This is a genomic window from Azohydromonas australica DSM 1124 (assembly GCF_000430725.1).
Classification (GTDB): Bacteria; Pseudomonadota; Gammaproteobacteria; order Burkholderiales; family Burkholderiaceae_C; genus Azohydromonas; species Azohydromonas australica.
The window spans coordinates 1-19,367 of sequence record NZ_AUMO01000111.1 but is presented as its reverse complement, the minus strand read 5'-3'; the positions used below and the strand labels follow the sequence as shown (position 1 = coordinate 19,367).

The window sequence follows — 19,367 nt, the reverse complement described above, 5'->3', positions numbered from 1 at the left end:
GACGGACAGCGGTGCGCAGGTGGTGCTGCCCAACAGCCCGATGCGCTACGAGGGCTCGGGGCTGCGCGCGCTGCAGCCGCCGCCGCAGCTGGGTCAGCACAGCGAGGAGGTGCTCGCCGAGCTGTGCGGGCTGAGCCAGCAAGAGCTGGCGCAACTGCGCAGCGACGGCGTCATCTGAGTCAGGGCGCGGAGCAGCGGGCAGGCCGCTCCTGACCTCTTGCCGAGCGCCGGGCCATAAGGTGCCTCAGCCAATGGTTTTCCAAACGACCAGTCGTGGAGATGAAAAATGCGAATGACCGCAGCCGTCATGTATGAACAGGGACTGCCGGCGCCTTATGCCCAAAGCAAGCCGTTCCGGATTGAGCAAGTGGAACTCGATGGGCCTGGTGAAGGCGAGGTACTGGTCGAAGTTCGGGGTGCAGGCCTGTGTCACTCGGACCTGTCCGTAATCGAAGGCTTGCGCAAGCGGCCGCTGCCTGTCGTCGGAGGTCACGAGGGCGCAGGGATCGTGCGCGAGGTCGGGCGCGGCGTAACGGGCTTCGCGCCGGGCGACCACGTGGCGATGGCAGCCGTGGCTGGTTGTGGCCAGTGCCGTACCTGCCTGGCCGGCCGGCCGGGACTGTGCCAGGCGGTAAGCGGTGCGCGAGCGCAGGGCATGCTGGCAAACGGCGTGCGGCGGCTGCGCTTGGCCGATGGCGGCCAGCTCAACCACTACAGCGGCATTTCGGTGTATGCACAGTACGCCGTCGTGGTGCCGCAATCGCTGATCAAGATTGATCCCGATGTTCCCCTGGACATCGCGGCGCTGTTCGGATGCGCAGTCGTGACGGGCGCCGGCGCGGTGTTCAACAGTGCCAGGGTGCGACCGGGAGCGACAGTGGCGATCTTCGGACTCGGCGGTGTCGGGTTGACTGCCGTGATGGCAGCCCGGGAGGCAGGCGCTTCCCGCATCATCGGCATCGACGTTCTGACAAGCAAGTTCGACTTGGCACGCGCGGTCGGCGCCACGGACTGCGTAGACGCACGCGACCCGAACGCCGTGCAACAGGTGCTCGACCTGACGAACGGCGGCGTGGACCACGCGTTCGAGATCTCGGGCAACCTTGCGGCGCTTGACATGGCTCGGAAGATCACGGTCCGTGGCGGCGAGGTGGTTGGCGTCGGGGTGGGTAACAGCTCAGCGACGTTCACCGTGACGCACCTGCCGTGGGTGGCAGAGGAGCGCGTCTTTCGCGGCTCATTCATGGGCGGCGGCGTGCCGCAGGAAGACGTTCCGAGGTACGTGGACATGTACCTGCGAGGACGTCTGCCGGTGGACAAGCTGCGCAGCGAGCAGATCAGCTTCGAGCAGCTGAATGAAAGCTTCGACCTCCTGCACGGCGGCAATGTCATCCGCCAGGTCCTGTTGCCGCACGGCCGTTGAGCGCGCGATGCACTGCGGCGGCGTCAGGCGCAGCAGCTTGGGCGAGGAAGGCTTCAAACACTCGATTCCCGACATGACCGAGAAACGGCTGTTCGACCTGAACCGAAGCGGCAGGTCCGCGGCATGATGGCCCGGATGGGGCGTTGCGCCGCTCCATCGGTTTCCACGTCACGGGGACGCCCGAGATCCGTGCCGGGCTCGCTCGATGCGATCGGCTTTCCATGGACGAACTCGGCGGTGGCGCGTCATGATTTCTTGTGCTCAGCCGCTAGATAAGTAGGCAGGCGGAAGTTTTGCATCACTGCAGGCGAAGCGATGAAGGACTCCTCTGTACAAGGCGGTATTACGGTCGTCTACATTGAAGCAGACCACAGCAACGCGTTGCTGACGCAAGTCCTGACGGGTTTGAAAAGCAACTACACCCTGCACCATGCAAGTGACGGCCTCAGCGGTCTGGAGCTTTGCGGACGGGTCAGGCCTGACTTGGTCATCACCGAGATCCATCTGCCTGACCTGAGTGCCTACGAAGTCTTGCAGGCGCTGCGAGCCGATACCGCCACGGAAAGCCTGCCCTGCATCGTGCTGTCCGATCACGCCATGCCTGGCCATATCGAGCAAGCAATGGCTGCGGGCTTTGATGCCCACTGGACCAAGCCTGTCGACGTATGGCACCTGCTGCAGAAAATTGATGACTTTGCATCCGAGATGCCAATGGAATCTCGTCGAAAAAGTCACCTCATCCGATAACAGCAGCTTGCGGGCGCTGGGGGATGAATTTGTCTATGGTGCAACGTTGCAGAACTACTGGCCATTTGGTCGATAGCGTCTTGCTGTTCTGTTGCCGCTAATGCTTGCCTCAAGCCGTTCGGGTGGCCCTTCGCGCAAGGACTTCTATGCAATCAGCGTCATCGCAGCCGCAAGCATGGCTGGATCTTTCAGGCCGGGTTGGCGTCGTGACCGGCGCTGGCCGCGGAATCGGCGCCGAGGCCGCCCGCCAACTCGCCAGCGCTGGCGCAGCAGTCGCGGTCCTGGACTGCGATGCGGTCGCCGCAGCCGATGTGGCTGGCGAGATCGAGCGGCGCGGAGGTCGCGCCGTCGGTATTGCGGCCGATGTGTCGCGGGAGGATGAGATCAGGGCGGCCTGCACCCAGGTCCGACAAGAGCTTGGCTCGTGCGACGTGCTGGTGAACAACGCCGCGCTGGTCGGCTATGCCGGGCCATTGATGGATGGCGACCTGGCGCAGTGGAACCGCATGCTTTCGGTGAACCTCACCGGTGCATTGCTGTGCACGCGCGCGTTCGGCGCGCAAATGATCGCTGGCGGCCGTGGTGGCAGCATCATCAATGTCGCCTCCATCTGTGGCCACCTGCCGCTGCCCAGTGGAGGCGCATACAGCGTGGGCAAGGCCGGGCTGATGATGCTGGCCCGGATGCTGGCGCTCGAACTGGCGCAGCACGGCATCCGCTGCAATTCCGTGTCACCCGGCCTGGTGCGCACGCCCGCCACGGAAGCGGCCTATGACGACGCAGCGGTAGCCTCGGCACGCCAGCAGATGGTGCCGGTGGGCCGGGTGGCAGGTCCTCAGGACTTGGCTGACGTGATCGTTTTCCTGGCCAGCAGCCGCTCCGGCTACATCAACGGACAGGACATACTGGTCGATGGAGGCCTGAGCCAGACGCTCATGGGCCTGGTGCCCAAGCCGACGCAACCGATGCGTGCCTGACGAGCCGCAGCCATGACACGACAGGGTTCAAAGCTCCCTCTTGCGCTGACAGCCGTAGCAAGAGGCTGCCGATCCGTCTCGGCCACAACGGCAACAACGCTTCGTCCAGTCAGCAGGATCCTCTTATGACGTCAGAACATCACAACCCAGACATCGACGCAAACGCGGCGTTGAAACGCGGTGGCAGCCTTGCTGGCCGGCCGCTGCGCGAGCCTCAGAACCACCGTACCGTCGATCGGGTCACCCGCATCCTGGAAGAGGTCGTCTACAAGCCGGGCATGACCTTCGCAGACCTGGCGCGAGCGCTGGACGCACCCAAGAGCTCAGTGCACGGCTTCATCCAGGGCCTGCTCGCCAAGGGCTGGCTTTATGAAGTCAACCACCAGTTCTACCTTGGCCCCGCGGTCTACGGCCTTACGCTGGCTAGCGGCCACATCCGCGCCGGTCTGGTCACCCACAACGACTTGGCCACGTTGCACGATGCCACGGGCTTGGCGGTCTTCCTGGGTGTTCAGGCCGGCGACCACCTCATCTACATCGCGGAAGCTGGCATCGACGCAGTTGCCGGCTTCGAAGCACGCTCCAACATCCGCCGCACCTTGCTGGTCACGGCTGGTGGAAAAGCGTTGCTTGCAGAGCAGCCGAGCTTTGAGCAAGCGGCCTATCTGCGCCGCCGTGGCCCGCAGGAAGCCGAGCTGGTCGAAACCTTTCTCAACGAGTGTGAGTCCATCAGGAAAACTCGGATCGCCACCAACCTGCGTCTGTCCGGTACGCGCTTCGCGGTGGGGACCACGGTGCGTAACCAGTCCGGAGAGTCCGTGGCGGCTATCACGCTCATGGGCCCTGCATCGGACATGCAGCACCGCGTGCAGGAGCTCAGCGACGTACTGCTGGGGCATGTGGACGTCTGGTCCAAGCGAGCCACCAGGCCGCGAGAGGCGATATAGAGCCGTTCACGCCGGTGCAGGATCACCGTACCAGAGGCAGCCATCACGCCCCTGTCCACCAGCAAAGAACGGCTGGTGACGGCGATACGCCATAAAGATGGACCTCCAGAATGCTTCCCGGCGAACCCCGGGTCGCAGAAACGGGGGCGGCATGAACTATTCCGATGGCGGATTCCAGCGCAGACCGTATTTTGAGCGGCTCGCGCGATGAGACGTCCTCACTGGCCCTACTTGCTTCGAACCATGCCTCGCTAAGCACTTTCGCGGCCGCATTGAGTTGTCTTGCTGCGGATGGGCTTGCACCGCGTGCTTGCCCGCATTCACAACCCGGGCAATGGCTTGGCCGATCGATCCGCACTCGCTCTCTGAGCATGACAACCGCATCCTTCTGCGTGCCTTCCCGACGGCATCCTGTACTCCCGGTACCTGCGGCAACTACGCGGCGTCTGGCGATAGCTGCCAATGTAGAAAGCAGCGGCATCCCGGACTAGTGCTTTGAAGATTGAAACACCATCAAGCCCAGCTTGATACCCATGCGCAGCGTTACCGCGATCTGCTGCTGGGCTTGGCTGCGCCGATGGGTTCACCGGCGCGGGATGGGCACAAACCCCAATAGCACCGTCCAGCCTGTTCTCTACGATGAGAACGTATATTCGATCAATAGTTCGTAATGGCGTACGATTATGGTGCGAAGGCAAGAAGCCCATACATGCCGCCAACGAGCCGGTCGGAATGCCTTGTAGCGGTGAGCGGGGACGCTTTCTTGCGCCACTGAGACGCCCTGTCTGCGGCAACGAGGCATGCCAAGCAGGCTGGGGCGGCCTCGCATGCACGCCCCTCAATGAGAACGCAGGATCAATCGGAATGGCAGACGGCTTCGGTCAACAAGGGCGCATGGTGGCTCTCACCAGTGCAGGCAGCGGCATCCGGCAGTTTCACGGGAACACTGCTGGGTGCCCAGGCCTTTGCGCAGATGCGCAAGCGGTCAACGCCCAAGGTCCAGTGACGGTGCGCCTTTCCCTGTCCAACGCTTTCGCCGAGCAAGACCCAAACGGGTCCTGTATCTGACAGCCCCACTGGAGTACGACCATGAACATGCTCAAGGAAACCTCTCATCCCAGCCAGATTGCGGTACACACCGACCTGTTGATCAACAACCAGGACCGGGTTGGTGAAGGCGAGCTGCTGCGGGTGGTGAACCCTGCGACCGAGGAACTGGTGGCCGAGTTCCCGGGCGCTTCCGTAGCCCAGGTTGACGAGGCTGTTACCTGCGCGAAGGCAGCCTTCGACGGCGGCATCTGGCGCGACCCGCAGTTCCGCCGGGCCACGTTGCTGAAGTTCGCGGCGTTGATCGAGGAGAACCGCGACCAGCTGATGGACACGCTGGTCTCCGAGGTCGGCACGCCCATCAACCTCAAGGCCAACCACATCGACACGCCCGTCGCGTTCTTGCGCTGGTTCGCCGATGCCGCGACGAGAGACCGCACCCGCCATCTGGGTTTCAACGTCACCAACACGGCCGTCAGCATGGTGGCCTATCGCCCGGTCGGCGTAGTTGCAGCCATCACGGCCTTCAACTATCCGATCCTGATCGGAGCCACCAAGATCGGAGCGGCGCTTGCCGCCGGTTGCACCACGGTCCTGATGTCCTCACCCCAGGCGCCGCTGACGGTGGCGCTGCTGGGCGACTTGGTGCGCCGCGCCGGGTTTCCGCCGGGCGTGGTCAACATCCTGGCCGGCGGCGCCGAGGCCGGGCGTGCGCTCACCGAGCATCCGGGAGTCGCCAAGGTCAGCTTCACGGGCTCCGTCAACGTCGGCCGTCAGGTCATGCAGCAGGCCGCCGCCGGCCTGCGCAGCGTGGTGCTCGAACTGGGCGGCAAGTCGGCAGCGATCATGCTGCCGGGCGTGGACTTCAACAAGTACGCCTTCCAACTGCATGCTCGCTATGCCCGCAACGCCGGCCAGGGCTGCGGTTCGCCCACGCGCATCCTGGTCGAGGAGTCCCGCTACGAGGAGTTCGTCGAGATCAGCCGCAAGGTGTATCCGCAGCTCAAGGTGGGCTACCCGCGCGATCCGGCAACGGTGCTTGGCCCCGTGATCACCGCGGCACAGCGGGAGCGCATCGAGGCTGGCGTTGCCCGTGCAGTTGCCGCAGGCGCCACGCTGCTGGCCGGCGGCGGCCGCCCCGACATCGAGAGGGGCTGGTTCGTCAACCCGGCGCTGGTCGGCGGGCTGGACAACCAGGCCGCTCTAGCGCGCGAGGAGATCTTCGGGCCCGTTTCGGTGGTGCTGACCTACCGCACGGTCGAGGAGGCGGTCCACATCGCCAACGATTCCGATCTGGGCCTGAAGGCTTACCTGTTTGGCGCCAAGGACCAGTGCCTGAAGCTGGTGCCCGAGCTGCGCGTCGGCACGGTCCAGATCAACGGCGGCAGCCCGTTGCGGCCCGATGCGCCGATGATCGGCTACAAGCACAGCGGCGTCGGTGCCGAATGGGGCGAGGACGGCTTGCGGGAGTTCATGCTGCCGCAGCACATCGACTGCCCGCTGGCATGAGCGAGCCGACCTGCCACGCCCTGTCCCGTCGTGAAGACTGATCTCCAACAGGATTACCTGAGATGAAAAAACGCATCCTCGGCCGCACTGGCCTGCAAGTCTCGCCCATCGCGGTCGGCGGGGCTGCTTTTGCCTATGCCCATAAAGCACAAGGCTGGGATCCGTTGAGCGAGGACGGCCGCAAGACCGTGTACCGCACGCTCAACGACTGCTTGGACCGCGGCATCAACTACATCGACACCGCGCCCGCCTACGGCAACGGCTACAGCGAAACCCTCGTCGGCGAGGTGATGAAGACCCGGCGCCAGGATTGCGTGCTGGCCAGCAAGGTCTGGTACGAACTGGACCACGCCGGCGTGACGGCGAGCGTGCACGAGAGCCTGAAACGGCTGCAGACCGACCACATCGACATCCTGCAGATCCACGGCCGCATGTACACGCCCGAGGAAGTGCAGCACATCGTCACGGGTGGGCCGCTCGACGCCCTGCTGGAACTGCGCGAGGCGGGCAAGATCGGGCATATCGGCATCACGACCGAGGAGCCCTGGTCGGTAATGCCCTTCCTGGCTCACGAAGCCATCGAGGTCTACCAGATCGCCTACAACTTCATCTACCAAGCGGCTGCAAGGCACTTCCTCATTGAGGCAGCCAAGGTGAACGCGGGGGTGGTGTCGATGCGCACGATGACCTCTGGCGTCCTGCAGCGCGAGGCTGCCATCCTGGCGCCGCAGATCTCGCCCGAGGACCTCTATGAGCTGGCACTGAAATTCGTACTGTCGGACTCCCGCGTGCATGCCGGCATTGTCGGCATGCGCTGGCCCAAGGAGGTCGCACAGAACGCAGCTCTGGCTGAAAGCTGGGAGCCGCCGGTTGATTTCGCGACCATGCCGCGTCTCACCGTCGAGGTGTACAAGGCCGAAGATGCGGACGCTGCGGGCAAGCCCGCGGCTTTCCCGGCTTGACGCCGAGTTCAGCGTATTCGCTCGCCTGCGGGTCGGTATAGCGTCACCGAGTTGCGCTGCACCAGCGCTGCGAGCTCCGGTCAGCGCGCACTGCCGTCCCACGCAGCCGGCAAGCCGCGAACGCTCCTGACCCGGATCGGAGCCCACGCGGCGCCATGCTGCGCCGCCGTGCAGGGGTGTGGTCTTGGTCTGCTGACGCGGCATCGGCAGCGCTTCCAAGCAGCGCCCTGAAGCCCTATGGACGGGTTGCGCTGCCTGCGCCGCATGCAACATGCGGCTGCACGCCCGCCCCTGGCTACCCACCGCGCTTTCTCGCATCCTGCGGGCGGATCACCAACGCCCGCCACCGTGTGCATGTCGCGTCGCTGCAAGCATGCAGCGTCCAGGGCAACCCGGCCCCTCGCTGAATCGCATCCGCAATAACCCTGATGACACGGTAGTGCCACAGTCCTTACATTGACGGATATGCGATCACTAGTTCGTATAAACGAACGACTGAGCAATGTTTCATCGAACGGGGGAAGCAGCCGGAGTGCAAGTCTGACCTGCAGCACGGACCAAACCTCCGCGAGGTTGTTTCCAGTGCAGCGAGCTGAGGCTTCGACTGCCTTGACCGACCGCTTCTCCGCGACTGACCTGCCTGGCTGATGCAGGGGGATACCGAGCACTCGAATCGCCTCGGCAGGCAGGAAGGAATCCCGACCTGCCCCCAGCCAACCACCAACCCCACGACCTCCGATCCGCTCATGAGCTACTTTGCCCCTGTCAAAGACCTGATGTTCAACTTGAAGCACCTGGCCGGCCTCGACCAGATGGCTGCACAGGTGCCCACCTTCGAGGACGCGGGGACTGAAACGGCCCAGGCTGTCCTTGAGGAATGCGCAAAGTTCAACGAGGCCGTGGTTGCACCGCTCAACCGCACCGGTGACACGGATCCATCGCGGCTGGAAGGCGGCCGGGTCTTTGCCACGCCGGGGTTCAAGGAGGCGTTCCGCAAGTTCGGCGATGGCGGCTGGCAGGGGTTGCAGCATCCCGTGGAGCTCGGTGGCCAGGCGCTGCCCAAGTCCATCGGCGCAGCGGCTGCCGAGATCCTCCACGGCGCCAGCCTGAGCTTCGCGCTGTGCCCGATGCTCACCGACGGGGCCATCGAAGCCCTGCTCACGGCCGGTTCGGCCGAGCAGCAAAAGGCCTACATACCGCCCATGGTGGCGGGCACCTGGACCGGGACGATGAACCTGACCGAGCCGCAGGCCGGCTCCGACCTGGCGCTGGTACGCACCCGCGCTGAACCTCAGGCAGACGGAAGCTACCGCGTCTTCGGAACGAAGATCTTCATCACCTGGGGTGAGCACGACATGGCGGAGAACATCGTGCACCTGGTGCTGGCGCGCGCGGTGGGTGCGCCTGAAGGCGTCAAGGGCATCAGCCTCTTCATCGTGCCGAAGTTTCTCGTCGGCCCGGACGGGTCTCTGGGGGCGCGCAACGACGTGCACTGCGTGAGTCTTGAACACAAGCTCGGCATCAAGGCCAGTCCCACCGCCGTGTTGCAGTTCGGCGATCATGGCGGTGCCGTGGGGTACTTGGTCGGTGAGGAGAACCGCGGCCTGGAGTACATGTTCATCATGATGAACTCGGCGCGCTTCGCGGTGGGCGTGCAGGGTGTCGCGGTTGCCGAGCGGGCTTACCAGCAGGCGGTGCAGTATGCGCGTGAGCGGGTGCAAAGCCGCCCGGTGGACGGCAGCTCGAACAAGGCTGTTCCCATCATTGAGCACCCGGACGTGCGGCGCATGCTCATGACCATGCGCGCGCTCACACAAGGCAGCCGCGCCATGGCAAGCGTTGCAGCCGCCGCCTTCGACCTGGCGCACCATCACCCGGACGCGCAGGTGCGTGAGCGCGAACAAAGCCTGTACGAGTGGCTGGTGCCGTTGGTCAAGGGCTACAGCACCGAAATGAGCCAGGAAGTGACTTCGTTGGGCGTTCAGGTGCACGGCGGCATGGGCTATATCGAGGAAACCGGCGCGGCACAGCATATGCGTGACGCCCGCATCCTCACCATCTACGAGGGCACCACCGCCATTCAGGCCAACGACCTGGTTGGTCGCAAGACCGCCCGCGACGGCGGCAGGACCGCCCGGCTGCTGGCGCAGGAGATCGCGGCCACCGAGGACGAACTGGCCGCAGGCGGCGATGACGCGCGGGCCGTGGCCGTGCGGCTGCGCGCCGCGCGCGAGGCTTTCCTGGAAGCGGTGGAGTTCATCGCAACCCGTGCCAAGCCGCAGCCCGACGCCGCGTATGCCGGCAGCGTCCCATACCTGATGCTCGCTGGAAACCTTGTCGCAGGCTGGCAGCTCGGACGCAGCCTGCTCGTGGCCGAGCGGGAGCGTGCCGCGGGAGGGGACGCAGCTTTCATGCAGGCCAAGGTGGCCACCGCGCGCTTCTACGCCGATCACCTCCTGCCGCGCTGCAGCGCGCTGCGCGACAGCATCGTTGGCGGTCATGCGGGCATCGCGGCGATGGCCGTCGACGCATTCTGACAACGCGCTACCGCGCTCCCGTATTCCTCATCGGAGAAAAGCCATGAACCGTGAAGTCGTCGTCGTCAGCGCTGTGCGCACCGCCATTGGTACCTTTGGCGGCAGCCTGAAGGACGTGCCGCCGACAGAGCTCGGCGCGCTGGTGGTGCGCGAATCACTGGCCCGCACCAGCACCCCCGGGCAAGACGTGGGTCATGTGGTGTTCGGCCATGTGGTCAACACTGAGCCGCGCGATGCATACCTCTCGCGTGTGGCCGCCATCGGCGGTGGGTGTGCAGAAGCGACGCCAGCCTTCAATGTCAACCGGCTGTGCGGTTCCGGGCTGCAGGCCGTGGTCTCCGCCGCACAGGCCATCATGCTGGGCGACTGCGACATCGCCGTGGCCGGCGGTGCCGAAGTGATGAGCCGCGCGCCGTACGCCAGTCTCAGCAGCCGCTGGGGGGCACGCATGGGGGACGCGAAGCTCGTGGACATGATGGTCGGCGCGCTGCACGACCCCTTCCACAATGTCCACATGGGCGTGACGGCAGAGAACGTTGCGGCCAAGTGGGGCATCGGCCGCGAACAGCAGGATGCCTTGGCCGTGGAGAGCCACCGCCGCGCGCAGCGTGCCATCGACGAAGGGCGCTTCAAGGAGCAGATCGTTCCCGTGATGCTCAAGTCTCGCAAGGGCGCGGTGGCCTTCGACACGGACGAGCATGTCCGCCGTGATGTGACGCTGGAGGACATGGCGCAGCTCAGGCCGGTGTTTGCCAAGGACGGCAGCGTGACCGCAGGCAATGCCTCGGGCATCAACGACGCGGCCGCTGCGCTCGTGTTGATGGAAGCACGCACGGCGCACTCTCGTGGCCTCGTGCCGCTGGCCCGGCTGGTTTCCTACGCCCACGTCGGCGTGGATCCGAAGTACATGGGGATCGGCCCGGTGCCGGCCTCACGCTCGGCCTTGCAGAAGGCCGGCCTCTCGGTGAGCGATATCGATGTGGTCGAGGCCAACGAAGCATTTGCCGCCCAGGCCTGCGCCGTCTCGCGCGACCTGGAGCTTGATCCGCAACGCGTCAATCCCAACGGCTCCGGCATCTCCCTGGGCCATCCAATTGGTGCCACAGGCGCCGTCATCACCGTCAAGGCGCTGCATGAGCTGCGGCGCAGCGGCGGCCGCCATGCGCTGGTGACCATGTGCATCGGTGGTGGCCAAGGCATCGCCGTCGTCTTCGAGCGCATGTAAGCGTCGTGAACTACTGAGGATTTCTGGACATGTTCCAAGGCAAGACCTTGCGGCTGATGCCGCTGGACGATGGCTTCGTCGAGTTGTGCTTTGATCGCACCGACGAGTCCGTCAACAAGCTCGACCAGTTGGCCATCGATGAACTGCGGCAGGCCGTCGCGGCCCTGATGAGCCAGGCTGCCGGCGTGCGCGGCCTGCTGGTCAGCAGCGCCAAAGACAGCTTCATCGTCGGCGCCGACATCTTTGAGTTCACGGCGCTGTTCGAGCGTGCCGAGGGCGAGATCGAGGCGCAAGTCCGGGACCAGGGCGCCGTTATCGCCGCGCTGTCGCAACTGCCGTTCCCTGCCGTGGCGGCCATCAATGGCACGGCGCTGGGCGGCGGCTTCGAAGTCGCCCTGGCATGCGACCATCGCGTGCTGGCCGAGAGAGTGACCGTCGGCTTGCCCGAGGTGACGCTGGGCGTCGTGCCGGCCTACGGCGGCTCGACCCGGCTGCCGCGCATCGCGGGCAGCACCGTCGCGCTGCAGTGGGTGAGCACAGGCGCGCCGCACAAGGCCGATGCCGCACTGGCCGCCGGCGCAGTGGACGAGTTGGTCGGCTCCGAAGTCTTGCGCGCTGCCGCTCTGAACTGGCTGCGTGGCGCAGTGGATGGATGCCATGACTGGCGGGCCCGTCGCACGGCGCTGGCTGGACCAACGGCGCTGGACCTCGTCGCGCTGGAGCAGGCGCGCGCGGCCGCTGCCAGGACGAGCCACCACTTTCCCGCCGCAGCGGCCTTCGTTCAGTTCCTGGCCGACACCGCGGGCTGGCCGGCACATGCCGCCTTGCAGGAGGAGGCCCGCGTCTTCACGCGGCTGTGCAAGACCGAAGCCGCGCACTCGCTCGTGCGCCTCTTCGTCAACGACCAGTTCCTCAAGAAAAAGGCCAAGAGCTACGTAAAGCAGGCGCGCATGGTCCGGCAGGCAGCCGTGCTGGGTGCAGGCATCATGGGCGGGGGCATTGCCTGTACCAGCGCCGTGCGAGGCGTGCCCGTGCTGATGAAGGACATCGGGCAGGCGGCGCTCGACATCGGGATGAACGAGGCCGACAAGCTGCTGGCGAAGCAGATGGCGTCCGGGCGGCTCCAGCCTGAGCAGGCCCGGCAGGTGCGGGCCTCGATTTGTCCGCAGCTGGACTTCAGCGGCTTCGATGCAGCGGACATCGTCGTCGAGGCCATCGTGGAAAACCTTGCTGTCAAGAAGCGGGTGCTGGCCGAAGTGGAGTCGCTGGTGCGCGACGATGCAATCATCGCTTCCAACACCTCCTCGCTGTCCATCGAGGAGATGGCTTGCGGGCTGCGGCGGCCGCACAACTTCGTGGGCATGCACTTCTTCAACCCGGTGCCGCAGATGCCGCTGGTGGAGGTCATCCGCGGCCCGCAGACGCTCCCGGTGGCTGCCGCCACCGCTGCCGGCTACGCGGTGGCCATGGGCAAGACCCCGATCGTGGTGCAGGACTGTCCCGGTTTCCTGGTGAATCGCGTCCTCACTCCCTATCTGCTGGCGTTCCTGCGCCTGGTGCGCGATGGCGCCGACTTCCAGCAGGTGGACAGGGTCATGGAGACGTTCGGCTGGCCCATGGGCCCGGCCTACCTCAGCGACGTGGTTGGCATGGACACGCTGATGCACGTGTTGCACGTGATCGCGGGTGGCTACGGCTCGCGCATGCAGGCTGGTTTTCCGCTGGCGGTGGAACTGCTGGTGGAGAAGGGCAGGCTGGGACAGAAGTCGGGCGCCGGCTTCTACCGCTATGAGAACGATGCCAAGGGGCGGCCAAAGAAGCTGCCGGACGAGGCCTCCATGGCGCTCGTCTCTGCCCTGCAGCCCGACGGGCCCAAGCATTTCAGCGACACGGACATCGTGGACCGGATGATGCTGCCCATGGTGCTCGAAGCGGCGCGCTGCCTGGACGAAGCCGTGGTGGATTCGGCCATCGAAGTCGACATGGGCCTGGTGCTGGGCCTGGGCTTCCCGCGCGATCTGGGCGGTGTGCTGCATTGGGCTGACCGTGTCGGGCTGCAGGAAATCCTGCGGCGCTGCGAGCGCTACAAGGCGATATCGCCGCTGTACGAGCCTGCACAGGCATTCGTGCAACGTGCGGACGCCGGCAAGGGCTTCCACAACGCAAGCCGATGACCGTTGCCACTTTCACTGGCGTTTGCACGTTTGCCTACGCAGTGTGCTTGCAGACGCCCTCCATTGCGATCGTCAGCAGGATTTCTGGAGCGATGAATGAACCCGTTGCATGGCTATGACATTGAGGACCTGCGCCCCGGCATGCAGGCCACCTTCTCCAAGACCATTACCGAGGCAGACATCGTGCTGTTCGCTGCCGTGTCGGGCGACAACAACGCGGTGCATACCAATGAGGAATACGCCGCAACGACCCGGTTCAAAGGCCGTATTGCGCACGGATTTCTCAGCGCCAGCGTGATCTCCGCTGCCGTGGCGACCCGTCTGCCCGGGCCGGGCACGGTTTACCTGGCGCAGCAGATGAATTTTCTTTCGCCCGTGCGTGCGGGCGACACTGTGCACGCGACGGTGACCGTGTTGTCGACTGATGAAGCAAAGGCGCGTGCCGTTCTTCAAACCGTGTGCTGTGTTCGGGGTACGGTGGTCATCGAGGGACAGGCCACCGTGCTGACGACCTCGCTGGCCCGGCGTCTGGCCCCGAAACTGGCCCAACTGGGTGGCAACGCGGCTGGGACTGCGTCAACCATCGGCTGAAAGGAGTATTCGCAAAATGAAGGTACTGGTTCCCGTCAAGCGAGTGGTTGACTACAACGTGAAGGTCCGGGTGAAGTCCGACGGCTCTGGCGCCGACCTCGCCGGCGTGAAGATGAGCATGAATCCCTTCGACGAGATCGCTGTCGAGGAGGCCGTGCGTCTCAAGGAAAAGGGCGTGGCGACCGAGGTCGTCGCCGTGTCCTGCGGCGTGGGCGCATGCCAGGAGACGCTGCGCACGGCACTGGCCCTTGGTGCGGATCGCGCCATCCTGGTGGAGACGGATGCGGAGTTGCAGCCGCTGACCGTGGCCAAGATTCTGAAAGCCCTGGTGGAAAAGGAGGCCCCTGGCTTGGTCATCCTGGGCAAGCAGGCCATCGACGACGACTGCAACCAGACCGGGCAGATGCTCGCCGCGCTGGCCGACCTGCCGCAGGCCACCTTCGCCTCCAAGGTCGAAGTTCTGGAGGGCAAGGCCAAGGTGACCCGCGAAGTCGATGGCGGCCTGGAAACGGTGGAGGTCCTGCTGCCGGCGGTTGTCACGACCGACCTGCGCCTGAACGAGCCGCGCTACGTGACGCTGCCCAACATCATGAAGGCCAAGAAGAAGCCGATGGAGACCGTCAAGCCGGCCGACCTGGGCGTGGACGTGACGCCGCGCATCAAGACGCTGAAGGTCAGCGAGCCGCCCAAGCGCGGCGCCGGTGTGAAAGTGCCTGACGTGGCCACCCTCGTGGACAAGCTCAAGAACGAAGCCAAGGTCATCTAAAGCACCCAGGCGCAGCGCTTGCGCCCTCGCTCGCGGGCCTTGCACCCTCCCTCCAGCTGGGGAGGGTCAGGACAAACTCGCCTTTGAAACGCCAGATTCCACAGGAGAAAACTCCCATGACCTCGCTTGTCATTGCGGAACACGACAACGCCAGCCTGAAGGCCGCGACCCTCAATACCGTCACCGCGGCGCTGGCCTGCGGCGGCGAGGTGCACGTGCTGGTGGCCGGCGAGAACGCCGCCGCCGTGGCCCAGGCCGCCGCGCAGGTCCAGGGTGTCGCCAAGGTGCTGCATGCCGACTCTTGCGCACTCGCCGCGCAGTTGGCCGAGAACGTCGCGGCACAGATCCTGGCTATTGCCGGCAACTACAGCCACATCCTGTTCCCCTCGACGTCCAGCGGCCGCAACGCCGCGCCGCGCGTGGCCGCCAAGCTCGACGTGGCACAGCTCAGCGACATTACCAAGGTCGAAAGCCCCGACACCTTCGAGCGTCCCATCTATGCCGGCAATGCAGTGGCCGTGGTGCAATGCGCCGATCCGTTCAAGGTCATCACCGTGCGTACCACCGGCTTCGATGCCGCGCCGGCCACGGGTGGTGGAGCCGCGATTGAAACCATCACTGCGGTCGCCGACAGCGGCAAGAGCGTATTTGTCGGCCGCGAGCTGACCAAGAGTGACCGCCCGGAGCTCACGGCGGCCAAGATCATTGTCTCGGGCGGCCGCGCGCTGGGCTCGGCCGAGAATTTCACGCAAGTGCTCACGCCGCTGGCCGACAAGCTCGGCGCGGCGCTAGGCGCCAGCCGTGCCGCGGTAGACGCGGGCTACGCCCCCAACGACTGGCAGGTGGGGCAGACCGGCAAGATCGTGGCGCCGACGCTCTACATCGCCTGCGGCATCAGCGGCGCGATCCAGCACCTGGCGGGCATGAAGGACTCCAAGGTGATCGTGGCCATCAACAAGGATCCTGAGGCGCCCATCTTCAGCGTCGCGGACTATGGATTGGAGGCTGACGTGTTCGAGGCCGTTCCCCAGCTGGTCAACGTGCTCTAACGCAGGCGTCCCCGGTTGTCAGCATCGGGGACGAAGCGTCAGGAACCCCTCAACCTGCCAGAGACGAGTCGATGTACATCGGCATACCCCGAGAAACGGCACCCGGTGAGACGCGGGTGGCGGTAACACCAGAGACAGTCAAAAAGCTCAAGGGCCAGGGTCACCAACTCTTGGTGCAGTCCGGCGCCGGCGTGGGTGCCGCCGCGCCCGATGCCGCCTACGCCGCCGTGGGTGCGGAAATTGTGGATGCCAAGGCAGCCTTTGGCTGCGACCTGGTGCTGAAAGTGCGCTCGCCTGCCGTTGAGGAGCTTCAGCTCATGAAGCGCGGCGCCACACTGGTCGGCATGCTCAACCCCTTCAACCGCGAAGGGCTGGAGCGGCTGGCCGCCGCCGGCATCACTGCCTTCGCGCTGGAGGCCGCTCCGCGCACCACGCGCGCGCAGAGCATGGACGTGCTCTCGTCCCAAGCGAACATCGCCGGCTACAAGGCCGTGATCATCGCGGCCGACCGCTACCAGAAGTTCTTTCCGATGCTCATGACCGCCGCGGGCACCGTGAAGGCCGCGCGCGTGGTGATCCTGGGCGTGGGCGTGGCGGGGCTGCAGGCCATCGCCACGGCCAAGCGGCTGGGGGCGGTGATCGAGGCTTCCGACGTGCGCCCTTCCGTGAAGGAGCAGGTCGAGTCGCTGGGCGCCAAGTTCATCGACGTGCCCTACGAGACCGCGGAGGAGAAGGAAGCGGCCGAGGGCGTGGGCGGCTACGCACGTCCCATGCCCGAGAGCTGGCTCGCAAGGCAGCGCGCCGAAGTGGCCAAGCGCGTGGCGCTGGCCGACGTGGTGGTGTCCACCGCGCTGATCCCGGGCCGTCCGGCTCCGAAGCTCATCAGCGCGGAAATGGTGCAGTCCATGAAGCCCGGCTCCGTGATCGTGGACCTGGCGGCGGCCAACGGGGGCAACTGCGCGCTCACCGTACCGGAGCAGACGGTGCTGCAGCACGGCGTGACGATCGTGGGCGAGACGAACCTGCCTGCGCTCGTGGCGGCGGATGCCAGTGCGCTCTACGCGCGCAACATGCTGGACTTCCTCAAGCTCATCTGTCCCAAGGACACCATAGCCGTGAACGTGCCGCTGGACGACGACATCGTGGCTGCGTGCCTGATGACCCAGAACGGACAACTGACCAGGACACCAGGATGACCCGCCTGATGCTGCGTGCCAAGCTACACCGCGCTACCGTCACTGAAGCCGACTTGCACTACGAGGGCAGCTGCGCCATAGACGCTGCTTTGCTGGAGGCGGCTGACATGCGGGAGTTCGAGAAGATCGAGCTTTACAACGTCAACAACGGCGAACGCTTTTCCACCTACATCATTCCGGCGCCTCCGGGTTCGGGCGTTATCTCGCTCAACGGCGCCGCTGCACGCAAGGCTCATGTGGGCGACGTGCTCATCATCTGCACGTATGCCCCCATGGGCGAGGACGAAGCGCGCGACTACAAGCCCCGCATCGTGCTGCTGGGCGAGAGAAACCAGGTCCAGCAAGTCAAGGCGGTCTGAGCCTTGCAAACCACGATTCCTGTCCCGGAGACTCCCATGGACGTTTCACACACGATCATCAATCTGATCATCTTCGTGCTGGCGATCTACGTGGGCTACCACGTGGTGTGGACGGTGACGCCCGCGCTGCACACGCCGCTGATGGCCGTGACCAATGCCATCTCGGCCATCGTCATCGTGGGCGCGATGCTCGCGGCGGCGCTGACCGTGACGGTTTTCGCCAAAAGCATGGGCGTGCTGGCGGTGGCGCTGGCGGCAGTGAACGTCTTCGGCGGCTTTCTCGTGACGCGGCGCATGCTGGAGATGTTCAGGAAGAAGGAGCGCAAGGCTACAACCGCTGAGCTGAGCGCTCAACCGGTGCAGACGCAGCAATCCGGGAGCACATCGTGATTGGGATCGACTGGCGGTGTGCCTTCCTGTCGCTGGTGGCTGCTGCGACAGTTGGACTGGTGGTTGGATATGCAGCTCAGTGGACCGTCGGCCTCGTGCTGTCCATTGGATGGTGTGCCGTGCATCTGCTGGTTGAAGGCATCAAGATCCTTCCTGGTGTGGCTGAAGAAGTGCAGTTGGAAGTGGAGTTGATGCGTTGACATCCTCACACGCCCAGAAAGACGGTGATTCCTCCTGCGAGACGGCCATGCCCGACCGCGAGAATGTTCCGTGCCGCGTTCACGTCGCGGTCGTGAACCGCTCCACATGCGCTGCACGTCCACGCTCTTATTCCAAGGCCTGCGATACCTTTCGGCCGCCCCGGCGGCAGCGAGCCGCACGAGGAACAGGTCTGGGTGGGGAACGCTTCGTCGACCTCCCGGAACCACACGCCTGCGCGTTCGCACTTGGTCTGCAACATGATCCGCAACGCGCTCCAGCCCGCGTCCAGCACGCTCTTGGCCAGATGCGTGCGCGCCAGGGCTTGGGCGTTGACGTTGCCAACGAAGATGCCCCGGTGCTGGCGCACCAGGGTGGTGGAAAGCTTCTGGAGGTGGTCGCGTCGCCGGTGGGCGATCTTGGCGTGGACCGCCTTGGCGCGCTCTTTCTTGCCGGCGCGCTGCACGGTGGCCAGTGCCGGTTCCAGGTCACGGTAAAAGCGCTGCGCGGCGACCTTCTCGCCACTGGACAGCGCCGCGAGCTCCTTCAGGCCCAGGTCGATGCCGAGGCAGTCGCCCACGGACGGCATGGGCAGCGGGCCGGCGAAGTCGGGCTCGTTGACCGTGACGTTCAAATACCAGCGCCCGCGCGCATCCTCGCTGATGGAGCCGGCGCGCAACTCGAAGCTGCCGAGCCCATAGCTGTCCCACAGCGACAGCCACTGGCCGGCGTAGCAGACTTGCCCGTGCGCGTAGCGGATGGTGCGCACCTTGAACGGCAGCCAACCCAGGCTGCGCCGCGCGCCGCCGGACTTGCGCCATGCCAGCCGAGTCTTCCTGGCGGCCCGGCGCTTGACGGCGTACTGCTCGGCGACCTCCTGCACGGTCTGTACCGTCAGGCCGAGACCCTCCTTGGTCATGCCCTTGAGGAAGGGCCAGAAGTCGAAGCCGCTCAGGAAGCGCCGCGCGCGCTCCCAGACCTTGCGGCTGAGTTCGTTGCAATAGTTCCAGAGCGTGTTCACCTCGCGCGCACGCTTGCCCAGCGCACTTGGCGTGGCGGTCCTTGATGCACAGGCGAAATACGCGAGCTGTCATTTCATCCAGCATAGGGGAAGGCTCATGTCGCCACCAAGCACCGAATGCATGCCCGCTTTGCGCATACCGCTATCCCTCCTCGGCATGAATGCAGAGGTATCTCGCGGAGATTTGTCATGAGCATGAACCTCGTGACGCTGCTGTACCTGGTGGCCAGCGTCTGCTTCATCCAGGCC

The 19,367-nt window shown here is 65.2% G+C and carries 18 protein-coding genes; 16 read left to right on the top strand and 2 right to left on the bottom strand.

The genetic code is table 11. The features are described 5' to 3' along the window. Positions 1–292: 292 nt before the first annotated feature. The 16 genes from H537_RS0116900 (at position 293) to H537_RS53025 (ending at position 18,099) form a co-directional block, all read left to right on the top strand. Complete coding sequence (locus H537_RS0116900) at positions 293–1,423, top strand: zinc-binding dehydrogenase (protein ID WP_238446706.1); 1,131 nt, start codon at positions 293–295, stop codon at positions 1,421–1,423. 315 nt (positions 1,424–1,738) lie between these two features. Continuing rightward, positions 1,739–2,170, top strand: coding sequence for a response regulator (locus H537_RS49410; protein ID WP_051242827.1), 432 nt, complete (start codon positions 1,739–1,741; stop codon positions 2,168–2,170). Between the two features lie 146 nt (positions 2,171–2,316). Then, entirely contained in the window at positions 2,317–3,147 is an 831-nt protein-coding gene (locus tag H537_RS0116885) for an SDR family NAD(P)-dependent oxidoreductase (RefSeq protein ID WP_028998811.1), read from the top strand. Positions 3,148–3,272: 125 nt separating this feature from the next. Then, positions 3,273–4,094: an IclR family transcriptional regulator gene (locus tag H537_RS0116880; protein ID WP_084150745.1), complete on the top strand. Its 822-nt coding sequence runs from the start codon at positions 3,273–3,275 to the stop codon at positions 4,092–4,094. A gap of 1,089 nt (positions 4,095–5,183) precedes the next feature. After that, a complete protein-coding gene (locus H537_RS0116875) occupies positions 5,184–6,650 on the top strand; it encodes an aldehyde dehydrogenase family protein (RefSeq protein ID WP_043459050.1) in 1,467 nt (488 codons plus the stop codon). A gap of 62 nt (positions 6,651–6,712) precedes the next feature. Beyond that, positions 6,713–7,612: an aldo/keto reductase gene (locus tag H537_RS0116870; RefSeq protein ID WP_084150744.1), complete on the top strand. Its 900-nt coding sequence runs from the start codon at positions 6,713–6,715 to the stop codon at positions 7,610–7,612. Between the two features lie 746 nt (positions 7,613–8,358). Further along, positions 8,359–10,149, top strand: a complete 1,791-nt coding sequence (locus tag H537_RS0116865; protein WP_028998807.1) for an acyl-CoA dehydrogenase — start codon at positions 8,359–8,361, stop codon at positions 10,147–10,149. A 43-nt stretch (positions 10,150–10,192) separates the two neighbouring features. Continuing rightward, on the top strand, positions 10,193–11,374 hold the full coding sequence (gene bktB / locus H537_RS0116860) for a beta-ketothiolase BktB (RefSeq protein ID WP_028998806.1): 1,182 nt from the start codon (positions 10,193–10,195) through the stop codon (positions 11,372–11,374). A 29-nt stretch (positions 11,375–11,403) separates the two neighbouring features. Next, entirely contained in the window at positions 11,404–13,548 is a 2,145-nt protein-coding gene (gene fadB, locus H537_RS0116855; RefSeq protein ID WP_028998805.1) for a fatty acid oxidation complex subunit alpha FadB, read from the top strand. Between the two features lie 96 nt (positions 13,549–13,644). Beyond that, a complete protein-coding gene (locus H537_RS43700) occupies positions 13,645–14,139 on the top strand; it encodes a MaoC family dehydratase (protein WP_051242821.1) in 495 nt (164 codons plus the stop codon). Between the two features lie 16 nt (positions 14,140–14,155). Next, entirely contained in the window at positions 14,156–14,905 is a 750-nt protein-coding gene (locus H537_RS0116845) for an electron transfer flavoprotein subunit beta/FixA family protein (RefSeq protein WP_028998804.1), read from the top strand. A 116-nt stretch (positions 14,906–15,021) separates the two neighbouring features. Continuing rightward, positions 15,022–15,954, top strand: a complete 933-nt coding sequence (locus H537_RS0116840) for an electron transfer flavoprotein subunit alpha/FixB family protein (protein WP_028998803.1) — start codon at positions 15,022–15,024, stop codon at positions 15,952–15,954. A 71-nt stretch (positions 15,955–16,025) separates the two neighbouring features. Beyond that, positions 16,026–17,150, top strand: coding sequence for a Re/Si-specific NAD(P)(+) transhydrogenase subunit alpha (locus H537_RS0116835; RefSeq protein ID WP_028998802.1), 1,125 nt, complete (start codon positions 16,026–16,028; stop codon positions 17,148–17,150). Continuing rightward, on the top strand, positions 17,147–17,509 hold the full coding sequence (panD, locus tag H537_RS0116830; RefSeq protein ID WP_028998801.1) for an aspartate 1-decarboxylase: 363 nt from the start codon (positions 17,147–17,149) through the stop codon (positions 17,507–17,509). Before H537_RS0116835 ends, panD begins: the two co-directional genes overlap by 4 nt. A 36-nt stretch (positions 17,510–17,545) precedes the next feature. Then, positions 17,546–17,899 carry an NAD(P) transhydrogenase subunit alpha part 2 gene (locus H537_RS43695; protein ID WP_051242819.1) on the top strand — a complete coding sequence of 118 codons (354 nt, stop codon included), beginning with the start codon at positions 17,546–17,548 and terminating at the stop codon, positions 17,897–17,899. Next, the gene (locus tag H537_RS53025) at positions 17,896–18,099 is read left to right on the top strand and encodes a hypothetical protein (protein ID WP_156901781.1); all 204 of its coding nucleotides are present in this window, start codon (positions 17,896–17,898) and stop codon (positions 18,097–18,099) included. The genes H537_RS43695 and H537_RS53025 overlap by 4 nt, the downstream gene beginning before the upstream one ends. A 5-nt stretch (positions 18,100–18,104) precedes the next feature. On the opposite strand, the gene H537_RS0116820 is transcribed toward H537_RS53025, so the two are convergent. Continuing rightward, a complete protein-coding gene (locus H537_RS0116820; RefSeq protein ID WP_238446705.1) occupies positions 18,105–19,118 on the bottom strand; it encodes an RNA-guided endonuclease InsQ/TnpB family protein in 1,014 nt (337 codons plus the stop codon). A gap of 69 nt (positions 19,119–19,187) precedes the next feature. Continuing rightward, on the bottom strand, positions 19,188–19,367 hold a 180-nt coding region (locus H537_RS55005; protein WP_211235024.1), incomplete at its 5' end, for a hypothetical protein.